The organism is Stenotrophomonas sp., assembly GCF_036662295.1.
Taxonomy (GTDB): Bacteria; Pseudomonadota; Gammaproteobacteria; order Xanthomonadales; family Xanthomonadaceae; genus Stenotrophomonas.
Genome location: NZ_JAVWXA010000055.1, coordinates 1 through 24,846, shown reverse-complemented (window position 1 = coordinate 24,846; position 24,846 = coordinate 1). Strand labels below are relative to the sequence as shown.

Here is a 24,846-nt window from a genome sequence, read left to right as displayed (position 1 = left end):
TACATCGAACCCTGGGTTCGCTGCACCTGAACCCGTCGCCCGCCTGTAGAGCGACCCCATTGGTCGCAGGCCCGGGTCGCGTCACGCGCCGGTAGAGCGACCCCATGGGTCGCTGCCCTGGAACCCGGCACCGCCCGGTAGAGCGACCCCATGGGTCGCTGCCCTGGGAACCCTGCACCACGCGCGCAGCCACCCATGGGGTGGCTCTACCCCCCCGCGCAGGCGGCGTTCCGGGTGTCTTCACATCCACGCCATGCCCCATTAACACGGGCTGTGACACCTTGCCTCCCATGTCGTCAATGAAGACGGGAGCGTGTGGATGAGTACCGATAAGAAGGCCGATTTCTCCGGTGTCACCTCCAGCGTGGATACGACCGCGCAGAAGGTGGAAAAGGCTGATTTCTCCGGCGTCACCTCATCGGTGGATACCACCGCCGAGAAGGTGGGAGGTTCCTACACCGTGCAGAAGGGCGACTCGCTGTCGAAGATCGCCAAGCAGGAACTGGGCGATGCCAACGCCTGGAAGCAGATCTTCGAGGCCAACCGCGATGTGCTGGGCGACCCGGACAAGATATTCCCGGGCCAGACCCTCAAGTTGCCGCCCAAAGGCTGAGTCGTTCCGCGTAGTCCACTGATTCCCAGGGAGGAATTCCATGAAGAAGACGTCCATCAGTACCGCCGTTCTCGCTGCCCTGCTGGCCACCGTGGCATTGGCTGGTTGCAAGAAGAAAGAAGACACCGCCGACAACAACGCCCAGCCAGCGGCGATGACGCCTGCCGAGCCGGCGCCGATGACGCCGGCCGCGCCCGAGCCGATGGCGGCCGCCGCGGCGGTGAGCGTGACCCAGGTAACCGTCGGCAAGACCGCCGCCGCCGACAAGAGCGTGGCGACCGCCGCGTTGTTCGCGCCCAAGGACGACATCATCGTGTCGGTCCGCACCGATGGCACCGCGAGCAATGCCAACGTCGGCGCGAAGCTGACCTTCCAGGACGGCCAGGTGGCCGGTGAAAACTCGCAGACGCTGAACACCACGGCGGCCGAGACCACCAACATCACGTTCAAGAATGCCAAGGGCTGGCCGGCAGGCAAGTACCGTGCGGAAGTCATGGTAGATGGCAAAGCGGCCGGAACGCCGCAGGAGTTCGAGGTCAAGTAAGCCCGCGCCGACTCTCTCCCGGCAACAGGCTCACGATGGACGCAGCCGCGAGGCTGCGTCTTTTTTTGGTTCCGGTTTCCCGCCGATCAGCTGCGTGCGGCGGCCGGCTGCACGGGGTCGGCATCGCGGCCGGCGTCGGCCACGCTGCGTGCCTGTGCCTCGCCCTGGGCGGTGGCCGCGAACTGCTGGCCCTGCGGGGAGGCCTGGAGGTCGCGCAGGGCCGTGTCCAACGCCGGCCCGCCGTCGCGGGCGCCGGCCAGCAGCGTGTCCGCGCCCGCCTCGCGGCCAGGGGCATCTCGCGAGGACAGCACGGGGTAGTCCTTGTTGCGCAGCTTCTCGATCTCCTCGGGGGTGGTCATGCGGTTGTCGATGCCCGGTTCGATCACGCCCCCGAAGTCCTTGACCGGCACGCCCATCACTTCGCCCAGGGTGCGATAGGCCGAGTTGCTGTTGACCGTATCGCTGAACACCTTGAACCCGTAATTGGGGTAGTTGAGGTCCAGTGCGTTGAGCGGCTCCTTGGCGGCCACCGCGGCATTCCAGCGGCCCAGCACTTCTTCCCGGGTGCCGGTGAGCACCGTGTTGTGCTGCTGGCCTTCCTGGATGTAGCTCTCGCGCGTGGGCTTGACGCCATGCTCGGCGGCAAAGTCCTTGTCGTGCACGAAATGCCACACGCGCAGCGAGTGCTTCTTCTCGTCGGTGCCGATCGGGATGGCGCGGTTGGTCTCGCGGTCGGTGGCCAGGCCATGCAACTCGGCCATGTCCTTGCCGTCGGGCCCGCGCAGCACCCAGTAGTCGTGGCTGGCCACGCCGGCCACGCGCAGTGAGCGGGCCTCGATGGAATAGCGGTCGTCCGGCATGGTCCTCTCCTTGATGGGTGTGCGCCGGCGGCAAGGTGCCATGCACCCGCCGCGTGTCCGGCCTTCCTTACGGTGATGCCACGCAGGCGGCGAAACCGCTCTCGAATTCCTTCAGCCCCGCTTCCACGCCCTGGTCCACGAAGTACGCCCCGGCCCCGCGCAGGCGCAGCGCGACCGCGCCCTTGGCCGGGTCATGCTCCAGGTGGAGGCGGAAGCCGCTGATGTTGTCTTCGGGGAAGTCGCCGGTTTCCAGCACGCCATGCTGGAGGTCCTCGCGGGTCACCGGGTGGTCCCACAGTGCCTCGTCCTGGCCCAGTTGCGCCAGCCGCTGGCGGGCACAGGCGAATATTTTCGGTGTGGGCGTCTGCGCGGGCACCTGCAGCGTGGCCGCGGCCTCGGGAACCGCATGAGCGGAGTTGGACATCGCGCACCCTCCTGATGCTAGAAGAACCATCATTGCCGTTGCCGGCAGCCTGAATTTCCACATGACGACCATCCTGTTTCGTCCAACCGGGCCGACTATACCCCGGGCCCCGGTTAAGGAAGCATCAGCGCCGCCCCCGGGCCGCCGGCGTCACCCGGCGGCGCGTCCGGCGCCGGCCCGGCAAGGTTTCAGGCGATACCGAACCGGCGTGGCATGGATCGCAGCGTTGCAGTACCGCCGCGTATGGCCCGGCTTTGCTCCACGCGGCTGAAAACGCGACAATGCGGGGGTTTCCCGCCATGCGCGCCGACCGGCGCGATCCACGGGAAAGTGACCCGGTTGCACGCGGCCCGGCATCGCCGTCGGCCATCATTCACGAGATCTGCAAGAGAGCCCTGATCCCCCATGTCGAACACGCCCAAGATTCTCTACACGCTCACCGATGAAGCCCCGTTCCTGGCCACCCAGTCGTTGCTGCCGATCGTCGAGGCCTACACCGCCACCGCCGGCATCGCCGTTGAAACCCGCGACATCTCGCTGTCCGGCCGCATCCTGGCGCTGTTCCCGGATTACCTGAAGGACGACCAGAAGGAAGCCGACCACCTGGCCGAGCTGGGCCAGCTGGCGACCACCCCGGATGCCAACATCATCAAGCTGCCCAACATCAGTGCCTCGGTGCCGCAGCTGAAGGCGGCGATCAAGGAACTGCAGGACCAGGGCTTTGCCCTGCCCAATTACCCGGACGTGCCCACCGACGACGTGTCGCGCGACATCAAGGCGCGCTACGACAAGGTCAAGGGCAGTGCGGTGAACCCGGTGCTGCGCGAAGGCAACTCCGATCGCCGCGCGCCGCTGTCGGTGAAGAACTACGCCCGCAAGCACCCGCATCGCATGGGCAAGTGGTCGCCCGAGTCCAAGTCGCACGTATCGCACATGGACGGCGGCGATTTCTACGGCAGCGAGAAGTCGGCCACGCTGGCCAGCGCCGGCAGCCTGAAGATCGAGCTGCAGCAGGCCGATGGCAGCACCGTGGTGCTGAAGGAAAAGACCGCGGTCAAGGCCGGTGAAATCGTCGATGCCGCGGTGATGAGCCGCAACGCGCTGGCCGCGTTCGTGCAGGCGCAGATCGCCGATGCCAAGGCCAAGGGCGTGCTGTTCTCGCTGCACCTGAAGGCCACCATGATGAAGGTCTCCGACCCGATCATGTTCGGCGTGGTCGTCGAAGAGTTCTACAAGGACGTGCTGGCCAAGCACGCCGACGTGCTCAAGCAGGCCGGCTTCGATCCCAACAACGGCATCGGCGATCTGTTCGCGCGCCTGCCGCAGCTGCCCGAGGCCACCCAGGAGGCCATCAAGGCCGACCTCGCTGCCGAATACGGCAAGCGCCCGGGCCTGGCCATGGTCAACTCGGACAAGGGCATCACCAACCTGCACGTGCCGAGCGATGTGATCGTCGACGCCTCGATGCCGGCGATGATCCGCGACTCGGGCGGCATGTGGAATGCCGACGGCAAGCTGCAGGACACCAAGGCCGTCATCCCCGACCGCTGCTACGCCGGCGTGTACCAGGCGGTGATCGACGATTGCCGCACCCACGGCGCGTTCGACCCGGCCACCATGGGCTCGGTGCCCAACGTGGGCCTGATGGCGCAGAAGGCCGAGGAATACGGCTCGCACGACAAGACCTTCCAGATCCCGGCCGACGGCACCGTGCGCGTCACCGACGAGGCCGGTGCGGTGGTGTTCGAGCATGCCGTGCAGACCGGCGACATCTGGCGCATGTGCCAGACCAAGGACGCCCCGATCCAGGACTGGGTGAAGCTGGCCGTCAACCGCGCCCGCCTGAGCAGCACCCCGGCCGTGTTCTGGCTGGATGCCAGCCGTGCCCATGACGCGCAGGTGATCGCCAAGGTGGAGACCTACCTGAAGGACCACGACACCGCGGGCCTGGACATCCGCATCCTGCCGCCGGTGGAGGCGACCGCCTTCTCGCTGGACCGCATCCGCAAGGGCGAGGACACCATCTCGGTGACCGGCAACGTGCTGCGCGATTACCTCACCGACCTGTTCCCGATCATGGAGCTGGGCACCAGCGCCAAGATGCTGTCCATCGTGCCGCTGATGGCCGGCGGCGGGCTGTTCGAGACCGGTGCCGGTGGTTCGGCGCCCAAGCACGTGCAGCAGTTCGTGGAAGAGGATTACCTGCGTTGGGATTCGCTGGGTGAATTCCTGGCGCTGGCCGCCTCGCTGGAGCACCTGGGCAACCGCTACGACAACGCCGGTGCCAGCGTGCTGGCCAAGACCCTGGACCAGGCCAACGGCCAGTTCCTGGACAACGACAAGTCGCCCTCTCGCAAGCTTGGCGGCATCGACAACCGTGGCAGCCACTTCTACATCGCGCTGTACTGGGCCCAGGCCCTGGCCGCGCAGGAAGAAGATGCCGCGCTGAAGGCCCGTTTCGCCCCGCTGGCCAAGGCGCTGGCCGACAACGAGCAGGCCATCGTGGGCGAACTGGCCGCGGTGCAGGGCAAGGCCGTGGACATCGGCGGTTACTACCGCCCGGACGTGGCCAAGGCCGCTGCCGCGATGCGCCCGAGCGACACCTTCAACCAGGCGCTGGCCGCCCTGTAAGGTCGCCTCGCCGCCCTGGCGGTGATGCACGAAAAACCCGCGCCCCGGTGCGGGTTTTTTGTTGACCGCAGCCCGGCAGTTTCTTCACCGGGTAGAGCCACCCCATGGGTGGCTGCCTCGATGGCAATGATCTGGAAGCAGCCACCCATGGGGTGGCTCTACCTGCCCGACGCCGGACGTAGCCAAGGCCGCGCCGCGATGCGCCCGAGCAAAACCCGGCGCGGGCTTTTGCTGGCGCCCCAGCGCTTCACCGGGTAGAGCCACCCCATGGGTGGCTACCTCGATGGCAATGATATGGAAGCAGCCACCCACCCGACACCGTGATCTTCGTCATCGGCCACGCCGCGCGGCATGAAGGCCGCGTCAACACCACTGGTACGAAACTTGCCCTGCACGCCGCCACGCTTGCCACCGCCGCAAGGCAGGAAAACGTCACTCCAATCTGTGCGATCCATCACTTATGACGCGATTTCGATGGCATAGCCTATCGACGATCTTTTCCGCAGTAAGTGTGAACTCTCACGGCGCAGGGGAAGGCGATGGCCAGGGTGCTGGTGGTGGGATCGGATGTCCAGGGAGAGCACGCCTTGCTGCAACGCCTGCGCGTGGCCGCGGCGTTGCCGGCGGACACGGTGCGCAGTTGCCGTGACCTGGACGACTGCGACCTGCTGGTGATCAAGGATACGCCCGCCCTGCGCAATGCCGCGCTGCGCATGGTGCGCGAACGCCCGAAGATCCAGTTCTGGATCGAAGACCAGTACGGTGCGCTGCGCCACGGGCAGCGTGAGGGCCATGCGGTGCTGGATGACCATGCGATCGAGCACGCGCTGCGGCAGATGCCGTCGGCCGCCAACCCGATCGAAGAGCCCATCGCCGCGCGCGCGGCCAAGGCCATCACCCGCGCCCTGCGCGAGCACCTGCAGTCGCGGCAGGGCCATGCGGTGCTGGCGCTGCAAGGCCTGCCGATGCTGCTGCTGGATTTCGAACAGGACCAGATGGTGGTGCCCGATGGCAGCGGCAACGCCGAGCTGGCGCAGCTGCTGTCCGATGAGTTCGAGCACCTGGCGCTGCATGGCATCGCTGCCAAGCGCTACCAGCAACTCGCCGGCGAACTGCCACGGCAGCCGCTGCGCCCGCTGCTGTGGCAATGGGGCCAGCACCCGGCGCATTGGCAGGACCTGGACGCGCGCCTGCGCGGGCAGGCGCGGGTGCGGCTGCTGCGCTGGCCGGATTTCCGCGTGCTCGGCCACCAGCACGACAGCTTCCGGCTGTGCTCGCTGCTGCTCAAGCGCGCCTGCAGCGTGAGCGAATGCGCCGCGCTGCTGGAGATCGGCGAAGCGGCGGTGCGCGCCTTCGTCCACCCGGCCTACCTGTGCGGTTACGCCGCGCTGGAAGCCGGCGCGGACACGCGTCGCCCGGTGGGCGATGCCCCGGCCGGCGGCGGGCTGCTGGCGCGCATGTGGCGCAGCGTGCGCCAGCGTGGCGGGGGCTGAGCGTGCGCGAACACAAGATCGTGGTGCTGGGCAGCATGGGCTGTGGCAAATCCACCCTGGTCCGCGCGATCGCGGCCGGGGCGGTGATCGACACCGACGTGCACAACAGCGACCGCCAGGGCGCGGACAAGGCCTCCACCACGGTGGCGATGGACTATGCCGACATCGACCTGCCCAACGGCGACCGCCTGCGCCTGTATGGCACGCCGGGGCAGCAGCGCTTCGACTTCCTCTGGCCGATCCTGCTGCAGGGGGCCAGCGGCGTGGTGCTGCTGCTGGACGCCACCGCCAGCACCACGCTGGCGGACATGGAGGGCTACCTGGGCGTGCTGGGGCAGCACGCCGCGCAGGTGCCGGCGGTGATCGGGGTCTCGCGGCTGGACCTGGCCCCGGGTTTCGACCTCGACGCCTGCGCGACCCGCGCCGGGCGCGATGGCCGCTGGTTGCCGGTGGTGCCGGTGGATGCGCGCGACCGCGAGCAGGGCCTGTGCCTGATGGACGTGCTGATGGGAGAGATGGAAGCGGGCGCACTGGTGGCCCTGCATGGCTGACGGACACGATGCCCGCCGCCTGGACGCGGCAACCCGCCTGCACCTGGGCCTGCACCTGCAGCGCTTCGCCGATGACATCACCGGCGTGCGCAGCGTGGTGCTGGCCAGCGTGGACGGCTTCGCGCTGGTGCCGGCGGCCGGCACCCATGGCAACGGCGAGCGGCTGGCGGCGATGACCAGCGCGATGCTGGCACTGGCTGCGGCGGTGGGGCGCGAGCTGGCGCTGGGCGAGCTGGAGGTGCTGATGCTCGAAGCCGGCGGCGGCAAGGTGCTGATGCTGGCGCTGCCGGCGCAACCGGCGCCGCTGTTGCTGATGACCGCCTGCGACGCGCGCTGCGTGATCGGCAAGGTCCTGTGGAATGCGAAGGAATGTGGCCGCAACATCATGGCCGAACTCAGCGGATCACGAGCCGATCCGCAGGAGGAAACGGGGCTCGACAACCTAGGGGGTGCACCATGGCAGGACTCGAGGATACCTTGAACGCGCTGATGACCATCGACGGTGCGCAGGCGGTGGCACTGGTGGATTACGAAAGCGGCATGCTGCTGGGGGAGGCCGGCTCGGGGATGGACATGGAAGTGGCCGCCGCCGGCAACACCGAAGTGATCCGGGCCAAGATGAAGACGGCGGCCTCGCTCAACCTCAACGACACCATCGAGGACATCCTCATCTCGTTGGGCAAGGCGTACCACATCATGCGGCCGGTCTCGCGCAAGAAGGGGCTGTTCCTGTACCTGGTGCTGGATCGCAACAAGTCCAACCTGGCCCTGGCCCGGCGCAAGGTACAGGACGTGGAGGCCGAGCTGGCGCTGTAACGGCCAGTCATCGAGTGCGTCTTGCTCCCGGCAGGCGCACTCGGCGCTCGCCATGACGTTGCTCAGGGTGCAGGGAGCAGCAGCGTTTGCACGAACCCGAGCGCCTTCTTGTCCCTGGCCGCGAAGTACTTGGGAGCATGCAGCGGCAGCCAGGTTTCGTTGAAATGGAGGCGAAAGTCTTCGTACAGTTCGATCGGATAGAGCTTGGCCGGCACCGTGCGCCCGTCAGGATAGCTGTGCTCGTAGGTCTGGAAGTGGGCGGGGTCGATCCCGCGGTTGTCGCGCAGCCACTTGCAGAACAGGCGCCCCTCCGAGATATCCGGCACCATTTCCGCCGGCAACGTGTAGCCCGCCTGCTCAAGCGGAGCGATGAGATTGAGGGTGAGCTCGTTGAGCATCGAGAAGTGGGTGTACGGAACCTTGGAGCGGTTCTGCATGTATCTTTCCAGGTGCACCGGCATGACCGCCGTGACCTTGCCCTGTTGCCATTCGAACACCCACTGGGCCACCTTCACCGCGAATCGCTGGGAAAGCCATTGGCCCAGGTTCATGGCCAGGTACGGGTGAACCCACGTTCCCTGAAGTGTGGGATTTCCACCGCTCACCACGTGGATCAGTTGTGCCTCGGACTGGCCGGTTTGTAGTGTGAGCTCCTGGATGAACTCTCCCGTCGTCTTGAGTGCCCTGTAGTCCGACCAACGCTTGCCGACAGACTGGCACAGTGCAGTCGCACTTATGTAGCCATCGCCGATTCGTTGGGGAATCATGCTTCCTTCGTCCACGCGCGGGATGAGTGCCAGCTGCTGCATCGTCTACCTCCATTGATTCTCATCTCAGCCTAGTTATGGCGAAGATGCTTGTCATTCAGACTGGTTTCAATTCTGTGTGAGGAACGACTGCGCCCACTGTTCTGCAGCCAACGCTACCGGGTAGGCATGTGCTGGCGTATGGTAAAGGCCGGTCCTTCCGGTGCGATGGCATGGTCGCAGCTTCCCCCGTGGCGCCTGACGCGCTGCCCGTCGCGCTGGCGGTGCTGGTCCGCGATGGCTTCGAGCACTACCACGCACGCTTTGCCGAGGTGACCCGGCGCGCGCGGCTGCGCTTTGAAACCCGCGACTGGGCCGGTGCGCGCGCCGATGCGGTCGAACGCATCGGCCTGTATGACCAGTGCGTGGCCCGGACGGTGGATGCGATGCGGCGTGCGGCCGGCCAGGCCATCGGCGCGCGCGCGGTGTGGCTGCAGGTGCGCCAGGCCTATGCCACGCTGCTGGAGGGCCTGATCGACGCCGAGCTGTACAAGACCTTCTACAACACCCTGGCCCGGCGCCTGTTCGCCACCGAGGGCGTGGATGCGGCCATCGAGTTCATGGCCATCGACGTGGAGCCTTCCGACGCCATCACCCATCCGGTCGCGCGGCACAGCTACACCTTGTCGGCCACGCGCCCGGCCGAGGCGTTCATGCGCGTGCTGGGCGACTACCGGTTCGAGGTGCCCTATGCGCACCAGCTGCGCTGCGCGGCGGCCATCGCCGTGCGCCTGCAGGACGACCTGGCCCACTGGGGCGCCTACCCGGTGCGCAGCATCGAGCTGCTGGACACCGTGTTCTACCGCGAGCGCCGCGCCTACCTGGTGGGGCGCGTGTTTGGCGAGCACCGGTTCTCGCCGTGCGTGATCGTGCTGGTCAACGACGGCCAGGGCCTGCGTGCCGATGCCGTGCTTACCGGTCGGCGCGATGTGGCGCACCTGTTCGGCGTGTCGCGCAGCTATTTCCAGGCCGACCTGGCCACCGTCGGCGATGCGGTGGTGTTCCTGCGCAGCCTGCTGCCGGCCAAGCCCATCGATGAGATCTACACCGTGCTGGGCCGCGCCAAGCAGGGCAAGACCGAACGCTATCGCACCTTCTTCCGGCATTTCCACGAGCATCCCAGCGAGCAGCTGGTCCACGCCGAAGGCACGCCGGGCATGGTGATGGCGGTGTTCACCCTGCCCAGCTACCCGCTGGTGTTCAAGCTCATCCGCGACCGCTTTGCCTGGCCGAAGACGATGACCCGGCACCAGGTTGAAGAGAAATACGCGCTGGTGTTCAACCTGGATCGCGTCGGCCGCCTGCTCGATGCGCAGCCTTATCGCCACCTGCGCTTCCCGCGCGCACGCTTCGCCCCGGCGCTGCTGGACGAGCTGCTCACCCAGTGCGCCGGCAGCGTGCGCGAGGACGGCGACGCGCTGGTGATCGCGCTGTGCTACGTGCAGCGCCGGTTCCGCCCGCTCAACCTTTACCTGCGCGAGCAGGGCGGGCAGGCGCGCGGCCAGGCCGCGCTGGACTACGCCCAGGCCATCACCGACATGGCGCGCAACAACATCTTCCCCGGCGACATGCTGCCCAAGAACTTCGGCGTGTCCCGGCATGGCCGCGCGGTGTTCTACGACTACGACGAGTTGTGCCTGGTCAGCGACTGCCACTTCCGCGCGTGGCCCACCCCGCGCAACGAGGAGGAGGCACTGGCCGACGAGCCGTGGTTCCAGATCGGGCCGCGCGACGTGTTTCCCGAGCGCTTCTGGATGTTCATGGGGCTGCCGGCGGCCGAGCTGGCGGCCGTGCGCGAGCACTTCGCGCACCTGTTCGATCCGCACTGGTGGCAGGGACTGCAGGCGCGGTTCGCCGCGGGCGACTTCCCCGATACGCCGCCTTACGCGGCCAGCCATCGGTTGGCCTGATTGGCGGCAGGCGCCCGGCTGCGGTAGGCTCGGTGGCATCCACAAGGAGCAGGTGCGATGCGTACATCCCATATTCTTTCGCTGGCCCTCGCCATGGGCGGTGCCGGCATGGCCATGATGCCGCAGGCCCAGGCGCAGTCCCGGCAAGCGGTACGTGAGCAGGCCGAGGCCAGCATGGTGCTGACCGGCGAGATCGACATCGGCACCGAAGGCCAGGTGGAAGGCTTCCGCATGGACAAGCGCGACCAGGTCCACGCGGGCATCGCCGGCTTCGTCGAGGAGACCGTGCGCACCTGGCGCTTCCAGCCGGTGCAGGTCGATGGCAAGGCGGTCCAGGCACGCTCGCCGGTGAGCATCCGGCTGGGCGGCAGGATCAACCCCGATGGCACGCAGAAGGTGACCCTGCTGGCGGCCAGCTTCGAGCGCTACGACGACAACGCCACCGATTCGGTCACCCGCCTCAAGCTGCCGCCGCCGGCCTATCCCGAAGACGTGTACTACGCCGGTGGGCGCGGCGACGTGCTGCTGTTGCTGCAGATCGGCCGCGACGGCAAGGTGCTGGACGTGGCCACCGAGCAGGTCAACCTGCGCACGATCGCCACCGAGCCGAACATGCGCCGGATGCGCGACAAGTTGTCGCGCGTCTCGATGGGCGCCGCACGCAAGTGGACCTTCAAGGTGCCCACCACCGGCGAGGACAAGGACGATGCCAGCTGGACCGTGCGCGTGCCGGTGCGGTTCGCCTTCAATGACGGCCGCGAGGAACGCTACGGCAAGTGGGATGCCTATATCCCCGGCCCGCGCCAGCAGGCGCCGTGGCGCGCCGACAAGGCCCTGCTCGATGACGACGGCGACCTGTTGCCGGCCGGCGGGGTGTTCATGGCCGATGCGGCGCGCAAGGGCCCCCGGCTGCTGACCCCGCTTGGCGGCTGAGGCGGCGCGGCTGTAACAGATATGGTCGCCTTGCCGTGCGAGGCTGGCGGTTATGCCGAGCATGCCGCGTCGACCACGCCAGCCTGGGAGCCCTATCTGCCGGGCCCGCGCCAGCCCGTGCCGTGGCAGCAGCCCGAGCGCACGGCGGTGGCGCCGGACGCGTTGGGCGACGGGGCCTATGTGGTGGGCGACAGCGCCGGCCCGGTGCTCAAGACGGTTCTCGGCCAAGGCTGAGGGCCGCGCGTGCTTGGCGGGCGTGCGATGCCGGTCTGATGGCTTGTCGTGGTCGGCACAGCCACCCATGGGGTGGCTCTACCCTCGTTTGTGCAGGCCTCAATCGCGCTCGCGCGCGCTGCCTTCCGGATGCACCACGGTGCGGTTGCGCCCCTGTTCCTTGGCCATGTACAGCGCCTTGTCGGCCAGGCGCAGCGCCTGCTGCGGGTCGTCGTGGTAGGTGGGGTAGTGGGCCACGCCCAGCGACACGGTGACCGAGCCGACGTCCTCGAACGACTCGGCGGCCACCTGCAGGCGCAGGCGTTCGGCGATCGCCGCCGCGGTCGGGGTATCGACGCCCGGCAGCAGGATCAGGAACTCCTCGCCGCCGTTGCGGCACAGCAGGTCGGTATCGCGTGAGTCGTCGCGCATGAGCTGGGCGATGCGCAGGATCACCGCATCGCCGACGGCATGCCCGAAGCGATCGTTGATGGTCTTGAAGCGGTCGATGTCCAGGGCGATGATCGCAAACGGCTGGCCGCGCGCCTGCCAGTCCTCCAGCCCCTGCTGCAACCCGCGGCGGTTCTGCAGGCCGGTCAGCGGGTCGGTCATGCTGGCCCGGTTGAGCTTGCCGATGCGGTCCTGCAGCAGGTTGAAGCTGTACAGCAGCGCCTGCTTGAGGTGGGACACCTCGTAGTACCAGGCGCGGATGCCGGTGACGTGGCGGATGGCGATGCCGGTGTCGCGGTTCTGCACGTTGCGCGCCAGTTGCCACAGCGGCAGCGAGATGCGCCGCGCGCACCACCAGGTGACCAGCAGCGACAGCAGGCCCAGCGGGATGGCATTCCAGATCACCGAGGTCATCAGGTGCGACAGCGGCGCCAGGGTGGCCTCGGTCGGGCGCTGGGCGACCACGCCCCAGCCCACCACCGGCACCGGCGCAAACCCGGCCAGCATCTGCACGCCGTGGCTGTTGCGGACCTGGCGGGCGCCGGAATGGCCGCGGCTGACCGCCTGCACGGCGGGGTTCTCCAGCGCGAACTGGCCGACCCGGTCCGGCTCGATGTGGTACAGGATGCGGCCGTTGCGATCCACCACGTACAGGTAGGAGCCGTCGCGGTAGTAGTGCTTGCCCAGCAGGGTCTGCAGGATGCTGCGCTCGCGCAGGTAGATCGTGCCGCTGACGTAGCCCCGGTACTGGCCCTGCGCGCTGAAGACCGGGTGCGAGATGGCCACCAGCAGCCGCCCGGTGGCCGACTGGTAGGGGTCGCTGATGAATGGCTCGCGCCGCGCCAGCGCTTCCTTGTTGCCGGGGCTCTTGAGCACCACGCCCTGCAGCGCCAGGCTCTGCGGCGAGGTGGCCAGCACGGTGCCGGCCGGGTCCACGATCAGCACCGAGTTGAAGCTGTTGGTCTGCAGCTGCAGGCGCGCCGCTTCGGCTTCCAGCTCCTCGCGGGTGTGCGCGCGCTGGCCCAGCGAGGTGGCGCTGTAGGCCAGCTGCTGCTGCGCGGACTGGATGAAGTTCTGGGTGGTTTCGGCCAGCTTGCTGGCATACACCCGGTTGGCTTCCAGGGTATTGCCGATCAGTTGTTCGCGCTGCACGCGATAGCTGGCGTGCAGGGTGTTGGCCAGCGCGACCAGCGCACTGAGCAGGGCCAGGGCAAGGATCAGCTTGCCGAGGTTGAGACGGGTGGACAACGGGCGCATGCGGTCGTTTGGCACTGGCAGGGTGCAGCGCCAGCCGGGGGACGGATGGAACGGCATCGATGGAGCAATCAGGAGCGCACTGCGTGGTGCCGTGCCCGGACGCGCCAGCGCGCCCGTTCGCCGGCAACCCCGCTCCCGGGCGGACTGCGGATCACGGCGCGGATTATTGCGGATTCTTCCGGTGCGTGGGTGAAGCGGCGGGCGATCGTCGGCTCAGCGCGTCAGCCGCTGGCGCAGCACGCTGCGCACGTTGGCCGCGGCGGCCTCGTCCAGCGGTGCCAGCACGCCGCGCGCGTGGGCGGGGATGTGGGCGCTGGTGTCGGCGTCGGCGGAGAACACGTAGTGGTCAAACAGCGTGCGCCAGTGCGCGCGCTGCGCCGGCGGCAGGTCGCGCAGGGCCAGCAGGGACAGCATCAGGGCATTCATCGGCCCGTCCATCCAGGCCGGCACCGGTCGCCACCAGGTGTTGACCAGCACGTTGAAGGCGTCCAGCCCTTCCATGTGGTGCCACCACAGCGAGGGGATGAACACCGCATCGCCCGGGCCCAGCTCGGCCACCTGCGCCTGGGCCAGCGCCTGGCCGAAGCGCGGGAAACGCTGCAGGTCCGGTGCGGCGAAGTCGACCAGGCTGATCGCCTGCCCGGCCGGGGTGAAATCCAGCGGCCCGATGTACAGGTTGTCGACCTGCGCGGGCGCGAACAGCGTCACCCGGCGTCGGCCGGCGCACACGCAGGCCAGGTTGTCCGGCACGTCCTGGTGGGCGGCGATGCGCGAGCGGTTGCCGATCCACACGCTGGTCAGCGGCGCGGGCACGCCCAGCGCCAGTGCATTGGCCTGGCTGAAGCCGGGCAGCACGGTGTCCAGCGTGGTGGAGGCCACGTAGATGCTGGGCGGCGCCGGATCGGCCTGGTACTTGAGCAGGGTGTCGAGCACCACCTTCAGGGCGATCTGCTCGCGGCGGAAATTGAAGCCGCTCATGTCTGCGTTGTAGAACAGGCGGCCCTGCGCCTGCGGTGGCGCCGTGGTGGCGGTGACCGGCAGGTGCGCGGCGTCGAACTGCTTGAGGTAGGCCACCGCCGATGTTGCTCCCTCGCGGGCGGCGGCCACCATCGGCCAGTGCGCCACCACCCCACGCAGCACGCGCGGGGTGGTCCACTGCGGCAGCAATGCCGGCAGCTGCGCCAGGTCCAGGTCGTGCAGCTCCTCGATCGGGCCGGGCGCAGGGGTCATGGCGGTCCAGGAAAGGCAAGGGTGGGGCGTCCACGGTAGCGCAGCGCGCCGGGGCGGCGAAGGGCCACGCGGGTGGGCGGCCCTTCGCAGGGGTCAGAACTTGTAACGCAGGCCAAGCATGTAACGCGGGCCGGTCTGGGTGGCGTAGCGCAGCATGTTGGTGTGGCGCGCGTAGGTCCGCATGGTTTCGTCGGTGAGGTTGATCGCCTCCACGCTCAGGGTGAGCTGGTCGCTGACCGCGTAGCTGATGTTGAGGTCCAGCTGGCCGTAGGCCTCGGTGTAGTTCGGGTTGGGGCCCTGGCCACCGATGCCGTTGAGGAACTTGTCGCGCCAGTTGTAGGCCGCCCGCACCTGCCAGTTGTACTTCTCGTAGAACAGCACCAGGTTGGCCGAGTCGCTCAGCCCGATCATCGGGTACTGGTCGCCCAGGCTGAGGTTGTCGAAGGTCAGCCCGGATTTGACCTTGGTGTAGTTGGCGGCCAGGCCGAAGCCGGTCTGCCCGAACAACTGCTGCACGCTCACTTCCCAGCCATCGAGATGGTCCGAGCGCTGGTTGGCCGGCAGGGTGATGTCAAAGCCGGCCACCGGGTCGCCGGGCTGGCCGACGATGGTGCCGGTGAGCTGGCCGGCCGGGTTGGTGCCGGTGGCGGTCACGCCCGGGTCGCCGTCGTGGTTGGTGAAGATGTAGTCGCGGATGCAGGGCATGTCGGTCACCCCGCAGCCGGAGGCGATGGCCTCGTTCCAGTAGGTGCCGCCCACCGGCGTGTGCAGGCCGGCGCTGCTGTCGCGCACGATGGTGTTGCTGATGAAGTTCTTGATGTTCTTGCGGAAGAAGCCCACCGAGGCGTAGCTGGATTCGCCGTAGTACCACTCCAGCGACAGGTCGAAGTTGTCCGACAGCAGCGGCTCCAGCGCCGGGTTGCCGCGCGAGCCGGTGCCGCCCTGGGTACGCACGATGTTGTCGAAGCGGCGGCCGCTGTCGATCTGGGTCCAGCCGGGGCGGCCGATGCTGCGGCTGTAGCTGCCGCGCAGCGCCAGGGCTTCGGTCAGGTCCAGCTTGAGGTCCACGCTGGGCAGCACGTAGTCGTACTTGCCCTTGCCACCGATGAAGGTGCCTTCGGCGGCATAGCCCAGGTTGAACTCGTTGGCCGAGCCCCAGTTGATGCTGGTGGGCACGCGCACCAGTGCGGTGGATTCCACTTCGGTCTGCTCGTAGCGCACGCCGGCGGCCACGTGCAGCGGCATGGACCAGTCGAAGGTGGTGCGGTACTGCAGGTAGGCGCTCTTGGAGGTCTCGGTGGTGCGGATGTCCTCGGTGTACTCGGTCGGCGCCAGGTAGCAGGAGGGGCAGGGCGGTTCGCCGTTGGCCGCGATCTGGCCGGCGCGCTCGCGCAGGCGGTCGAAGTCGAACACCAGGAACTGCCCGGTCAGGCGCGGGTCGCTGTGCCCGGAGAACGCATTGAAGTACCGGGCCATGTCGTCGGCGTACCAGATGCTGTCATCGTAGTCGGCCGCGTTGCCCAGCCCGCCCCAGGTATCGCGCTGCATGATCGCCGAGGCCGAGCGGTTTTCCACCTTGGTATGGCCGAGGCCGAAATCCAGCGCCGAATAATCGGCGAAGGTGAACGTACCGCTGCCCTGGTACTGCTGCACCTTGGATTTGTTGTAGCTGTTCTGGAACACGCTGCCGGTGACCAGCGCATCGGCGGCCTGCACGCCACCCGGTGGCAGGGCGATGTTGATGATCGGCAGGTCGCCGCTGTAGTCCACGGTGGTCTTGCCGCGCACGAAGGCGGCCACGCCCAGCACGCCGGCCGAGCCGTAGGGGCTGTCCGGCTGCGATTCGGCGCTGGCGTTGTGGAAATCGAAGGACAGGTCCAGCGCGTCGTTGACTTCCCAGGCCACGTTGAAGCCCAGCGAGTCCATCGCATTCTTGGTGGCCAGCTTCATGCCGCCCATCGACACGTCCGAGTTGGTCATGTCCTCGCTGTAGATGATCGGTGCGGCGACCGGGCCGTTGGTCCAGGTGCTGTCGCCGGGGCCGTAGTTGAACCAGACCGACAGCTCGCTGCGCTGCTGCTGCACCTTGTTCTCCACGTAGGTGTAGTCCAGCGTGGTGGTGACGTTGTCGGCCGGCTTCCACTGCAGGGTGGCCTGGGCGTTGGTGCGCTGGCGCTGCACGCCGTTGACGTTGTAGGCGGTGTTCTGCGGGCGCCCGTAGATGTCCTCGGCGCCGGGGCGGTTCTGGATGCGGTTGGCATAGCCCTGGCCGGGCTGCGGCAGGGCGCGCCAGTCCGTGGCTTCATCGCCCTGGAAGGTGGCCCAGCCCTCGGCCACGGTGGCCTGGTTGAAGCCGGAATCGCGCTCCTGGTGGCTGGCGCTCAAGGTCACGCCAAAGCGGTCGTCGGCATAGCGCTGGCTGAAGATGCCCGACAGTTCGCCGGTCACGTTGGCGCCCTGCAGGGTGCGCGGCAGGTTGTCGTTGGAGCTGTCGTTGACCGCCTTCAGGCCCAGGCTGATCACCGGCTCGGATTCGAGCGGGCGCAGGGTCTTGATGTTGATCGTGGCACCGATGCCGCCGGTGGGGTTGTCGGCCCGCGTGGTCTTGTAGACCTCCACCGAGGAGATCGACTCGGAGGCGATGTTGGCAAAGTCGAACGAGCGCGAGCCGGACAGCCCGCCACCGCCGTTGCCCAGGTTGGAGGCCGGCATCTGGCGGCCGTTGAGCAGCACCAGGTTGAAGTCCGGGCCGATGCCGCGCACGGTCACCTTGGAGCCTTCGCCGCTGGAGGTGCGGTCGATGGAGACGCCGCTGATGCGCTGCAGCGACTCGGCCAGGTTGGTATCGGGGAACTTGCCGATGTCCTCGGCGACGATGCCATCGACCACGCCCTGGCTGTCGCGCTTGAGGTTCATCGACGAGGTGAGGCTGCCGCGGATGCCGGTGACCTGCACCGTATCCAGCGTGGCCGGATCGGGGTCCTGCGCGGGCGCGGCGTTGCCGCTGGACTGCTGCGCCCAGGCCGGGCCGGCCAGCACGGCGAGCAGCGCCGAGGTGAGCATCGCCTTGCGGGGTACTGCCTTGTACGTCTTCATGGAAGCTCCCTCCCCAGGGAATTCGGTGATGGCGGTTCGTCTCGATTGGATCGTTCAACTGCACACGTGGCCGGATTGGGGGCCATGGTTGACAGCGTTGTCAACAAACGCCCGTCCAGCGTGTCGGCCGCCGCCATCGCGCCTGCCGATGGGAACGGTTGCACCGATGCTGTCGGCGTGGCGAAAACCACCGCAGCGCAGGCGTTGCCGCACGTTTTGCGTGGGACGTGGCGGCGTGGCGATGGCCCCTTCCATACGTTGTGCAGTGCAGAACGGAACTGCGCAAAACCGCCGCTGGCCCTGCGCGCCACGGCTGACCGCTGCCATGACCGGTTGTCTGACAGCGCTGGACAATCGAGGGCGGAGCGAGTTCCATGTGTGGCCGCCGCGTGGCCGGCAATCACAACCGGAAGGACATGCAATGGACAACCCTGCAGCAGTGCGCGGGCAGCACGTACAAAGCAATCGTGTGGCGCTGGGGGTGGTGACCGCCATCTTCTTCATGTGGGGCTTCCTGACCTGCCTCAACGACATCCTGATCCCCCACCTCAAGGCCGCCTTCGCGCTGACCTGGGTGCAGGCGATGCTGGTGCAGTTCACCTTCTTCGGTGCGTATTTCCTGATGTCGCTGCCGGCGGGCCGGCTGGTGGCCGCGCTGGGGTACAAGCGCGGCATCGTGGCCGGGCTGGCGATTGCCGGGGTGGGCGCGCTGCTGTTCTGGCCGGCCGCGCAGTTGCACGTGTACGGCCTGTTCCTGGGCGCGCTGTTCGTGCTGGCCACCGGCATCACCGTGCTGCAGGTGGCGGCCAACCCGTACGTGGCGCTGCTGGGGCCGGAGGAGACCAGTTCCAGCCGCCTCACCCTGGCCCAGTCGATGAACGCACTGGGCACCACGCTGGCGCCGTTGTTCGGCGGCCTGCTGATCCTGTCGGCCGAGCCGCGCAGCGCCGAGCAGCTGGCGTTGCTGCCGGCCGCCGAGGCGCTGGCCTACCGTGCCGCCGAGGCGCAGTCGGTGCAGGTGCCGTACTTCGGCCTGGCACTGACCCTGTTCGCCCTGGCGGTCGCGTTCTGGATGTTCCGCCTGCCCACCATCGCCGGGGTGGAGGACGGTGCCCGCGGTGGCCGGCTGCGCGATGCCCTGCGGCATCGGCACCTGCTGCTGGGCGTGCTGGCGATTTTCTTCTACGTGGGCGCGGAAGTATCCATCGGCAGCGTGCTGGTCAACTTCCTGTCCATGCCCGGCATCGGCGAGGGCCTGAGCGAGCAGGAGGCCACCCGCTATGTCTCGATGTACTGGGGCGGTGCGCTGGTCGGGCGCCTGGTCGGCACCGTGCTGCTGGCGCGCATCGCACCGCGCCGGGTGCTGGGCGTCTTCGCGGTGATGGTGATGGTGCTGCTGGCAGTGACGATGCTCGGCAGCGGCGCGCTGGCCAAGTGGGCGGTGGTGAGCATCGGCCTGTTCAACTCGATCATGTTCCCCACCATCTTCGCGCTGGCCATCGCGCGGCTGGGCACCTTGACCGGCGAAGGCTCCAGCCTGCTGGTGATGGCCATCGTGGGCGGGGCCGTGGTGCCGCTGGCGATGGGCTGGCTGGCCGACCACCACGGCCTGCAGGTGTCCTTCCTGCTGCCGATGCTGTGCTACCTGTACATCGTGTTCTACGCCTGGCGGGGCGCGCGCCTGCAGGACTGAGCGCGGCGCTCAGCGCCGGCGCGGCGGGTGGGTGGATTCGCGCACCAGCACCGCATGGTCCACGGTGACCATGCGGCCGCCGTCGGCGTTGCGGATGCGCTCGATCAACTGCTCGGTGGCCAGCGTGCCCATGCGTGAGGTGGGCTGGCGCACCGTGGTCAGTGCCGGGTAGATATGCCCGGCGATGGGCGTGTCGTCGAACCCGCACACCGACAGGTCGCGGGGCACGCGCAGGCCGCGCTGCCCGGCCACGCGGTACACCGCGGCGGCCATGTCGTCGTTGGCGGCGAAGATGGCCGTCGGCGGCTGGTCCAGGTCCAGCAGCGCGTTGGCCGCCTCGATGCCCGACTCGAAGGAGAACTGCCCGCTGGCCACCAGCGCCGGATCGTAGGCGATGCCGTGCGCGCGCAAGGCCTGCCGATAGCCGGCCAGGCGCCATTGGCAGGCGCCGTGCGTGCGTGGCCCCTTGATGTGCGCGATGCGGCGATGGCCCTGCGCGACCAGGTGGCCGATCAGCTCGACCACCGCGGTGGTCTCGTCCATGCGCACGCCGATGCAGCCCTCCGGATGGCGCGGGGCGATGCTGGCAAACGGGATCTCGTGGTCGGCCAGGTAGGACAGCACCACCGCGTCATCGGTCAGCGGCGGGATCAGCACCACGCCATCGGGGCGGGAGTTCTCGAACAGCGCGGAAAGGTCGGGCAGGGTGCTGCGGCCCACGCCCACCGGGCCCAGGATGAGGTTGTAGTGGCTTGCATGGCAGGCCTCCAGCATCCCGTTCTGGATCTCCATCAGGTAGTTGCGCGAGGGATTGTTGTAGACCAGCGCCAATGCGTAGGAGCGCTGGCCGGCCAGGCTGCGCGCGGACAGGTTGGGCTTGTAGCCCAGTCGCGCCACCGCCGCGGCCACCCGTTCGCGTGTTTCGGCCCGCACGTTGGGCTCGTTGTTGAGCACGCGGGACACGGTCTTGATCGAAACGCCCGCGACGGCGGCGACATCCTCGATTCGACTACGCATGGTGCGGTGGATCCTATGTAAGGGCAGGTCGGCAGATGCCGAGGGTAGTGCGAAGCGGCCGCGCGGGCTGTGCCGATGCAGGCGGATGTTGCCATGTCGCGGGCACTCGTGGCGCGTTCGCGATTTTCGTGCGGCATCGCAACACCATCGGCGCAATCGCGCGACGCATCCGCGTGCCGGCCCCTTGCGGTTGCGTGACGTGGGCGCGGCGCGGGCCTTTGCAGGTTGACAGCGCTGCCCGGGCTTTGTATGACAGCGCTGTCAGAACGGGGCGTTGTACCGATCCAAATACCACGGCATCGCGCCTGGCGCGTCATGCCGCGCGGCCGGCCGCGGCAGCGCCCTCCCTCGATCGCGAACCCGTCCACCGGAGGTAGATGTCCGTGAACCGCCCCAACAAGACGCGCCTTGCCCATTGCCTGCTGCTGGCCCTGGCCGCACCGTTCACCGCTGCGATGGCGGCCCCCGCGCCGCTGGCCGACTGGCCGAAGGTGACCAGCGCGATCGCCCCCGATGCGGCGCTGGAGCGCCGCGTGCAGGCGATCCTGGCGCAGATGACGCTGGCGCAGAAGGTGGGGCAGATGACCCAGCCGGAGATCAAGACGATCACCCCGGCGCAGGTGCGCCAGTACTACATCGGCTCGGTGCTCAACGGCGGCGGCTCCTGGCCGGGCATGGACAAGCACGCGACGGTGGCCGAGTGGCTGGCCCTGGCCGATGCCTATCGCGCCGCCTCGCTGGCCACCGACGCCAAGACCCCGATCCCGGTGATCTGGGGCACCGATGCGGTGCACGGCCACAACAACGTCTATGGCGCCACGCTGTTCCCGCACAACATCGGGCTGGGCGCGGCCGGCGATGCCGAGCTGGTGGAACGCATCGGCGAGGCCACCGCGCGCGCCACCCGCGCCACCGGCATCGACTGGGTATTCGCGCCCACCCTGGCGGTGGCGCACGATCCGCGCTGGGGCCGCACGTACGAGAGCTTCTCCGCCGACCCGGCGCGCGTGCGCGAGTACGCCCGGGCCTACGTGAAGGGCGCGCAGGGCCGCTTCGCCGACGACGGCAACGTGGTGGCCACGGCCAAGCACTACATCGGCGATGGCGCCACCGACCAGGGCCGCGACCAGGGCGAGGCGCTGGTGGACAAGGCCAGCATGGTCAACGTGCATGGCCAGGGCTACTACGGCGCGCTGGGCGAGGGCGTGCAGACGGTGATGGCCTCCTTCAACAGCTGGAACGACCGCGCCGGGCACGTGGACTACGGCAAGATGCACGGCAGCAAGGCGCTGCTCACCGACGCACTCAAGGACAAGATGGGCTTCGACGGTTTCGTGGTGTCCGACTGGAACGGCATCGCCCAGGTGCCCGGCTGCCGCAACGACAGCTGCGCGCAGGCGATCAACGCCGGCATCGACATGGTGATGGTGCCCGACGACTGGAAGGCCTTCATCGCCAACACCATCGCCCAGGTGGAAGGCGGGCAGATCCCGATGGCCCGCATCGACGATGCGGTGGCGCGCATCCTGCGGGTCAAGCTGCGCGCCGGCCTGTTCGACCACAAGCCGTCCGACAGCCGCTACGCCGGCGACGCCAACGCCGTGCAACACCGCGCGCTGGCGCGGCGCGCCGTGGCCGAATCGCTCGTGCTGCTGAAGAACGAAGGCAGCGCCCTGCCGCTGCGCCGCGATGCGCGGGTGATGGTGGTCGGCAAGAGCGCCGACAGCCTCTCCGACCAGGCCGGTGGCTGGTCGCTGACCTGGCAGGGCACCGAGAACGTCAACGCCGATTTCCCGTACGCAGATTCGGTCCTGGGGGCCTTGCGCGCGGAACTGGGCACGCAGCAGGTGAGCTACAGCGCGGACGGCAGCCACCTGGACCCCAGCCAGTTCGACGTGGTGGTGGCCGTGGTCGGCGAGACCCCGTATGCCGAGACCAACGGTGACATCCTGGCCTCCGACTCGGTCAGCCACAGCCGCGCCTACCCGCAGGACCTGGGCCTGCTGCGCGCCGCCCAGGCCACCGGCAAGCCGGTGGTGACGGTGTATTTCTCCGGCCGGCCGATGTACACCAACGACCTGCTCAACCTGTCCGGGGCCTTCGTGGCCGCGTGGCTGCCCGGCAGCGAAGGCAAGGGCATCACCGATGTACTGGTGGCCGGCAAGGATGGCAAGCCGGCGCGCGACTTCCGCGGCCGCCTCAGCTTCCCGTGGCCGGGCGTGCCGTGCCCGGCACCGCTCGACCGCCCCGACCCCAAGCGCCCGCCGTTGTTCACCCTTGGCCATGGCTTGAGCTACGCCGCCGCCGGCCGGGTGGCCACGCTGCCCGAGGCCAACCCGGACAACTGCGGCGAGGTGACCACGCTGCCGATCTTCAACCGTGCCGATACGCCGCCGTTTGCACTGCACGTGGCGGCCAACGGCGCCACCCAGCCGCTGGGCAACGACCTCAACGCCACGCTGCGCTGGCCGGCCGCCTCGCCGGTGGTGCAGGTGCGCACGGTGCAGGTGAACACCCAGCAGGACGCGAAGGAAGTCACCTGGCTGGCACCGGCGCAGCTGGTCGCGCGCAGCAGCTCGCGACGCAACCTGGGGGCGCTGGCGCGCAACCACGGCGCGCTGCAGTTCGACGTGCAGGTGGTGCACGCGCCCGCCGCGCCGGTGAAGGTGAGCATGCAGTGCGGCACCGGTTGCGAGGGCGGCGTGGATATCGCCCCGCTGTTGACCGGCGTGGCACCGGGCACGAAGCAGACGGTGACGGTGCCGCTGGCCTGTTTCGCGCGCAACGGCGTGGACCTGGGGGCGGTGGAAGCGCCGCTGGTGGTGAGTGCCGATGCACCGTTCGCGGCGGCGTTCACGCAGGTGCGGGTGGCGGTGAACAGCGATACCGCCGAGCACGCAGTGCGCTGCCCCTGAGGCCAATGCATGCGGTGGCTGCGCCGGGCACGCCGGCGCCGTTGCCGCGTGTGTGTCGTGGCTGATCGCGTGCGTGGGATGCCAGCACGCGCGTGGACCCTTACAATCCGTGCCCCGGCTTCGTGCGTGGCACGCAGCGATTGATAAGGACATCCATGCGCAGCATTTTCCAGGCCATCGGGCTGGTACCCCACGGCACCTCGATCGAGGTGGAGTTGATTGCCGAGGCCGCCGCGCTGCTCGATCTGGTCACGCGCCAGCAGTACGCGCAGGCAAGCCAGTACATGGCGGCGCTGCACGAGGACGTGCAGCAGAATTTCTACGGCTGCTGGGGCGAGCAGGTGCAGGCGTCGGCGGCCGCCGCCCGCTGGCATGCAGACGCACCGGACAGCGACGATGCGCTGTTGCTGCTGGCCTTTGCGCACCTGGGCGAAGGCTGGCGGTTGCGCGGCGAGGACTACCTGGACGCCATTCCCGAGGCGCGGCGCAAGGCGTTCCCGCTGTGCTTCGAGCGCGGGCATGCGGCGTTCAGGACGCTGGCGGCGCGCGACCGGTCATCGGCGATGGCGTTGTACGGGTTGATCCACTGCGACGTGGTGTGCGGGATCGAACGCGGCACGCGGGTCGCGCGCATCGAGCAGGCGATGGCGGTGGCGCCGTTCCACACGCCGACGGTGTTCCTGGCGGCCAAGGGCAGCATGGCCAAGTGGGGCGGCAGCGACGAGCAGATGTGGGCGTACCTGCGCTGGATCAGTGCCAGCGCGCCGCGCGGCCACGGGGCGCACGTGGCGGTGCCGGCGCACGTGGTGGAGTGGATGTATCCGTTGATGGACGACTGCGATTCGCTGCTGGCGATCGTGGCGCAGGTGCGCGGGCTGCAGCTGGGCGGATGGATGCGGCAGGCGCTGCTGGACTGGCTGGATACCGACGGGGCGGGGATCCCGCAGGCGCTGGCGGCACGCAAGGGGCGCGCATGGCGGCAGCAGCTGAGCCACTTCGCGCTGGCGCTGTACCTGACCGGTGCCTGGGAGGAGGCACGGCCGGTGATGCAGGCGCTGGGCGGGAAAGTGCCGGCGCAGCCGTGGTGCGGGTTGTCCTTCCGCGGGACGGGCTCGCTGGTGGATCGGGTGCTGGGCGAAGAGCAGCGGCATGCGGGCGTGGCCCATGACCGGGTATGCCGGGACCTGGGGTTGAACCCGGCCGAGGTGTGCCGGTAGTACGGGTAATGGGTTGCGAGGGGCTGTGCTGCTGATCGGCGGGCAAGCGCGGGTGCTTGGCCTCTCTGCGGAGTTCTCGCTGATGCGGTTGCGTCGTGTGAAGCCTTGCGAGTGCTGGCCTGGTCGCGCGGGGTGGGGGTGTGCGGGTTCGCGGGACACGCTGCAAGTCCCGCTCCG

The 24,846-nt window shown here is 68.5% G+C and carries 20 protein-coding genes; 13 read left to right on the top strand and 7 right to left on the bottom strand.

Annotated elements, in window-relative coordinates; all coding sequences use genetic code 11:
• The first annotated feature begins 319 nt into the window (after positions 1-319).
• Together RSA25_RS12030 and RSA25_RS12025 are read left to right on the top strand one after the other, a co-directional pair.
• On the top strand, positions 320-613 hold the full coding sequence (locus RSA25_RS12030; protein ID WP_332809117.1) for a LysM peptidoglycan-binding domain-containing protein: 294 nt from the start codon (positions 320-322) through the stop codon (positions 611-613).
• Between the two features lie 40 nt (positions 614-653).
• Positions 654-1,157 carry a hypothetical protein gene (locus RSA25_RS12025; protein WP_332809116.1) on the top strand — a complete coding sequence of 168 codons (504 nt, stop codon included), beginning with the start codon at positions 654-656 and terminating at the stop codon, positions 1,155-1,157.
• Between the two features lie 86 nt (positions 1,158-1,243).
• On the opposite strand, the gene RSA25_RS12020 is transcribed toward RSA25_RS12025, so the two are convergent.
• Together RSA25_RS12020 and RSA25_RS12015 are read right to left on the bottom strand one after the other, a co-directional pair.
• Positions 1,244-2,017, bottom strand: coding sequence for a hypothetical protein (locus RSA25_RS12020; protein WP_332809115.1), 774 nt, complete (start codon positions 2,015-2,017; stop codon positions 1,244-1,246).
• Positions 2,018-2,084: 67 nt separating this feature from the next.
• A complete protein-coding gene (locus tag RSA25_RS12015) occupies positions 2,085-2,441 on the bottom strand; it encodes a hypothetical protein (RefSeq protein ID WP_332809114.1) in 357 nt (118 codons plus the stop codon).
• Between the two features lie 405 nt (positions 2,442-2,846).
• On the opposite strand from RSA25_RS12015, the gene RSA25_RS12010 reads away from it, so the two are divergent.
• From RSA25_RS12010 to RSA25_RS11990, 5 genes are all read left to right on the top strand, one after another.
• Positions 2,847-5,072 (top strand): NADP-dependent isocitrate dehydrogenase, encoded by a 2,226-nt coding sequence (locus RSA25_RS12010; RefSeq protein ID WP_332809113.1) that lies wholly within the window; start codon positions 2,847-2,849, stop codon positions 5,070-5,072.
• 587 nt (positions 5,073-5,659) lie between these two features.
• Positions 5,660-6,565, top strand: a complete 906-nt coding sequence (locus tag RSA25_RS12005) for a hypothetical protein (RefSeq protein ID WP_332809112.1) — start codon at positions 5,660-5,662, stop codon at positions 6,563-6,565.
• Positions 6,566-6,567: 2 nt separating this feature from the next.
• The gene (locus tag RSA25_RS12000; RefSeq protein WP_332809111.1) at positions 6,568-7,116 is read left to right on the top strand and encodes an ATP/GTP-binding protein; all 549 of its coding nucleotides are present in this window, start codon (positions 6,568-6,570) and stop codon (positions 7,114-7,116) included.
• Positions 7,109-7,597 (top strand): roadblock/LC7 domain-containing protein, encoded by a 489-nt coding sequence (locus RSA25_RS11995; RefSeq protein ID WP_332809110.1) that lies wholly within the window; start codon positions 7,109-7,111, stop codon positions 7,595-7,597. The genes RSA25_RS12000 and RSA25_RS11995 overlap by 8 nt, the downstream gene beginning before the upstream one ends.
• On the top strand, positions 7,573-7,932 hold the full coding sequence (locus RSA25_RS11990) for a hypothetical protein (protein ID WP_332809109.1): 360 nt from the start codon (positions 7,573-7,575) through the stop codon (positions 7,930-7,932). The genes RSA25_RS11995 and RSA25_RS11990 overlap by 25 nt, the downstream gene beginning before the upstream one ends.
• A 62-nt stretch (positions 7,933-7,994) precedes the next feature.
• On the opposite strand, the gene RSA25_RS11985 is transcribed toward RSA25_RS11990, so the two are convergent.
• Entirely contained in the window at positions 7,995-8,741 is a 747-nt protein-coding gene (locus RSA25_RS11985) for a KilA-N domain-containing protein (RefSeq protein ID WP_332809108.1), read from the bottom strand.
• 170 nt (positions 8,742-8,911) lie between these two features.
• On the opposite strand from RSA25_RS11985, the gene aceK reads away from it, so the two are divergent.
• From aceK to RSA25_RS11970, 3 genes are read left to right on the top strand one after another with little or no spacing between them, the layout of a single operon-like run.
• Entirely contained in the window at positions 8,912-10,648 is a 1,737-nt protein-coding gene (aceK, locus tag RSA25_RS11980; protein WP_332809107.1) for a bifunctional isocitrate dehydrogenase kinase/phosphatase, read from the top strand.
• Between the two features lie 57 nt (positions 10,649-10,705).
• A complete protein-coding gene (locus RSA25_RS11975) occupies positions 10,706-11,581 on the top strand; it encodes an energy transducer TonB (protein WP_332809106.1) in 876 nt (291 codons plus the stop codon).
• A gap of 21 nt (positions 11,582-11,602) precedes the next feature.
• On the top strand, positions 11,603-11,815 hold the full coding sequence (locus RSA25_RS11970) for a hypothetical protein (RefSeq protein ID WP_332809105.1): 213 nt from the start codon (positions 11,603-11,605) through the stop codon (positions 11,813-11,815).
• A gap of 99 nt (positions 11,816-11,914) precedes the next feature.
• Here the strand turns inward: RSA25_RS11970 and RSA25_RS11965 are convergent, their stop codons facing one another.
• The 3 genes from RSA25_RS11965 to RSA25_RS11955 all read right to left on the bottom strand — a co-directional run bounded on the left by RSA25_RS11965 (position 11,915) and on the right by RSA25_RS11955 (position 17,827).
• The gene (locus tag RSA25_RS11965) at positions 11,915-13,501 is read right to left on the bottom strand and encodes a sensor domain-containing diguanylate cyclase (protein ID WP_332809104.1); all 1,587 of its coding nucleotides are present in this window, start codon (positions 13,499-13,501) and stop codon (positions 11,915-11,917) included.
• A gap of 213 nt (positions 13,502-13,714) precedes the next feature.
• On the bottom strand, positions 13,715-14,731 hold the full coding sequence (locus tag RSA25_RS11960; protein ID WP_332809103.1) for a cupin-like domain-containing protein: 1,017 nt from the start codon (positions 14,729-14,731) through the stop codon (positions 13,715-13,717).
• A gap of 93 nt (positions 14,732-14,824) precedes the next feature.
• Positions 14,825-17,827, bottom strand: a complete 3,003-nt coding sequence (locus RSA25_RS11955; RefSeq protein WP_332809102.1) for a TonB-dependent receptor — start codon at positions 17,825-17,827, stop codon at positions 14,825-14,827.
• Positions 17,828-18,248: 421 nt separating this feature from the next.
• Between RSA25_RS11955 and RSA25_RS11950 the strand changes: the two genes are divergently transcribed.
• Complete coding sequence (locus tag RSA25_RS11950) at positions 18,249-19,520, top strand: sugar MFS transporter (RefSeq protein WP_332809101.1); 1,272 nt, start codon at positions 18,249-18,251, stop codon at positions 19,518-19,520.
• 9 nt (positions 19,521-19,529) lie between these two features.
• Here the strand turns inward: RSA25_RS11950 and RSA25_RS11945 are convergent, their stop codons facing one another.
• Complete coding sequence (locus RSA25_RS11945; protein ID WP_332809100.1) at positions 19,530-20,537, bottom strand: LacI family DNA-binding transcriptional regulator; 1,008 nt, start codon at positions 20,535-20,537, stop codon at positions 19,530-19,532.
• A gap of 377 nt (positions 20,538-20,914) precedes the next feature.
• On the opposite strand from RSA25_RS11945, the gene RSA25_RS11940 reads away from it, so the two are divergent.
• Both RSA25_RS11940 and RSA25_RS11935 read left to right on the top strand, forming a co-directional pair.
• The gene (locus RSA25_RS11940; RefSeq protein WP_332809099.1) at positions 20,915-23,452 is read left to right on the top strand and encodes a glycoside hydrolase family 3 N-terminal domain-containing protein; all 2,538 of its coding nucleotides are present in this window, start codon (positions 20,915-20,917) and stop codon (positions 23,450-23,452) included.
• Positions 23,453-23,607: 155 nt separating this feature from the next.
• Positions 23,608-24,669: a hypothetical protein gene (locus RSA25_RS11935; RefSeq protein WP_332809098.1), complete on the top strand. Its 1,062-nt coding sequence runs from the start codon at positions 23,608-23,610 to the stop codon at positions 24,667-24,669.
• The last annotated feature ends 177 nt before the right edge of the window (positions 24,670-24,846 follow it).

Excerpts from the sequence above, each read along its gene's own strand:
- RSA25_RS12030 (WP_332809117.1), top strand. The coding sequence starts at position 320 with ATGAGTACCGATAAGAAGGCCGATTTCTCCGGTGTCACCTCCAGCGTG.
- RSA25_RS12025 (WP_332809116.1), top strand. The coding sequence starts at position 654 with ATGAAGAAGACGTCCATCAGTACCGCCGTTCTCGCTGCCCTGCTGGCC.
- RSA25_RS12020 (WP_332809115.1), bottom strand. The coding sequence starts at position 2,017 with ATGCCGGACGACCGCTATTCCATCGAGGCCCGCTCACTGCGCGTGGCC.
- RSA25_RS12015 (WP_332809114.1), bottom strand. The coding sequence starts at position 2,441 with ATGTCCAACTCCGCTCATGCGGTTCCCGAGGCCGCGGCCACGCTGCAG.
- RSA25_RS12010 (WP_332809113.1), top strand. The coding sequence starts at position 2,847 with ATGTCGAACACGCCCAAGATTCTCTACACGCTCACCGATGAAGCCCCG.
- RSA25_RS11995 (WP_332809110.1), top strand. The coding sequence starts at position 7,109 with ATGGCTGACGGACACGATGCCCGCCGCCTGGACGCGGCAACCCGCCTG.
- RSA25_RS11990 (WP_332809109.1), top strand. The coding sequence starts at position 7,573 with ATGGCAGGACTCGAGGATACCTTGAACGCGCTGATGACCATCGACGGT.
- RSA25_RS11985 (WP_332809108.1), bottom strand. The coding sequence starts at position 8,741 with ATGCAGCAGCTGGCACTCATCCCGCGCGTGGACGAAGGAAGCATGATT.
- aceK (WP_332809107.1), top strand. The coding sequence starts at position 8,912 with ATGGTCGCAGCTTCCCCCGTGGCGCCTGACGCGCTGCCCGTCGCGCTG.
- RSA25_RS11975 (WP_332809106.1), top strand. The coding sequence starts at position 10,706 with ATGCGTACATCCCATATTCTTTCGCTGGCCCTCGCCATGGGCGGTGCC.
- RSA25_RS11970 (WP_332809105.1), top strand. The coding sequence starts at position 11,603 with ATGGTCGCCTTGCCGTGCGAGGCTGGCGGTTATGCCGAGCATGCCGCG.
- RSA25_RS11965 (WP_332809104.1), bottom strand. The coding sequence starts at position 13,501 with ATGCGCCCGTTGTCCACCCGTCTCAACCTCGGCAAGCTGATCCTTGCC.
- RSA25_RS11960 (WP_332809103.1), bottom strand. The coding sequence starts at position 14,731 with ATGACCCCTGCGCCCGGCCCGATCGAGGAGCTGCACGACCTGGACCTG.
- RSA25_RS11955 (WP_332809102.1), bottom strand. The coding sequence starts at position 17,827 with ATGAAGACGTACAAGGCAGTACCCCGCAAGGCGATGCTCACCTCGGCG.
- RSA25_RS11950 (WP_332809101.1), top strand. The coding sequence starts at position 18,249 with ATGGACAACCCTGCAGCAGTGCGCGGGCAGCACGTACAAAGCAATCGT.
- RSA25_RS11945 (WP_332809100.1), bottom strand. The coding sequence starts at position 20,537 with ATGCGTAGTCGAATCGAGGATGTCGCCGCCGTCGCGGGCGTTTCGATC.
- RSA25_RS11940 (WP_332809099.1), top strand. The coding sequence starts at position 20,915 with ATGTCCGTGAACCGCCCCAACAAGACGCGCCTTGCCCATTGCCTGCTG.
- RSA25_RS11935 (WP_332809098.1), top strand. The coding sequence starts at position 23,608 with ATGCGCAGCATTTTCCAGGCCATCGGGCTGGTACCCCACGGCACCTCG.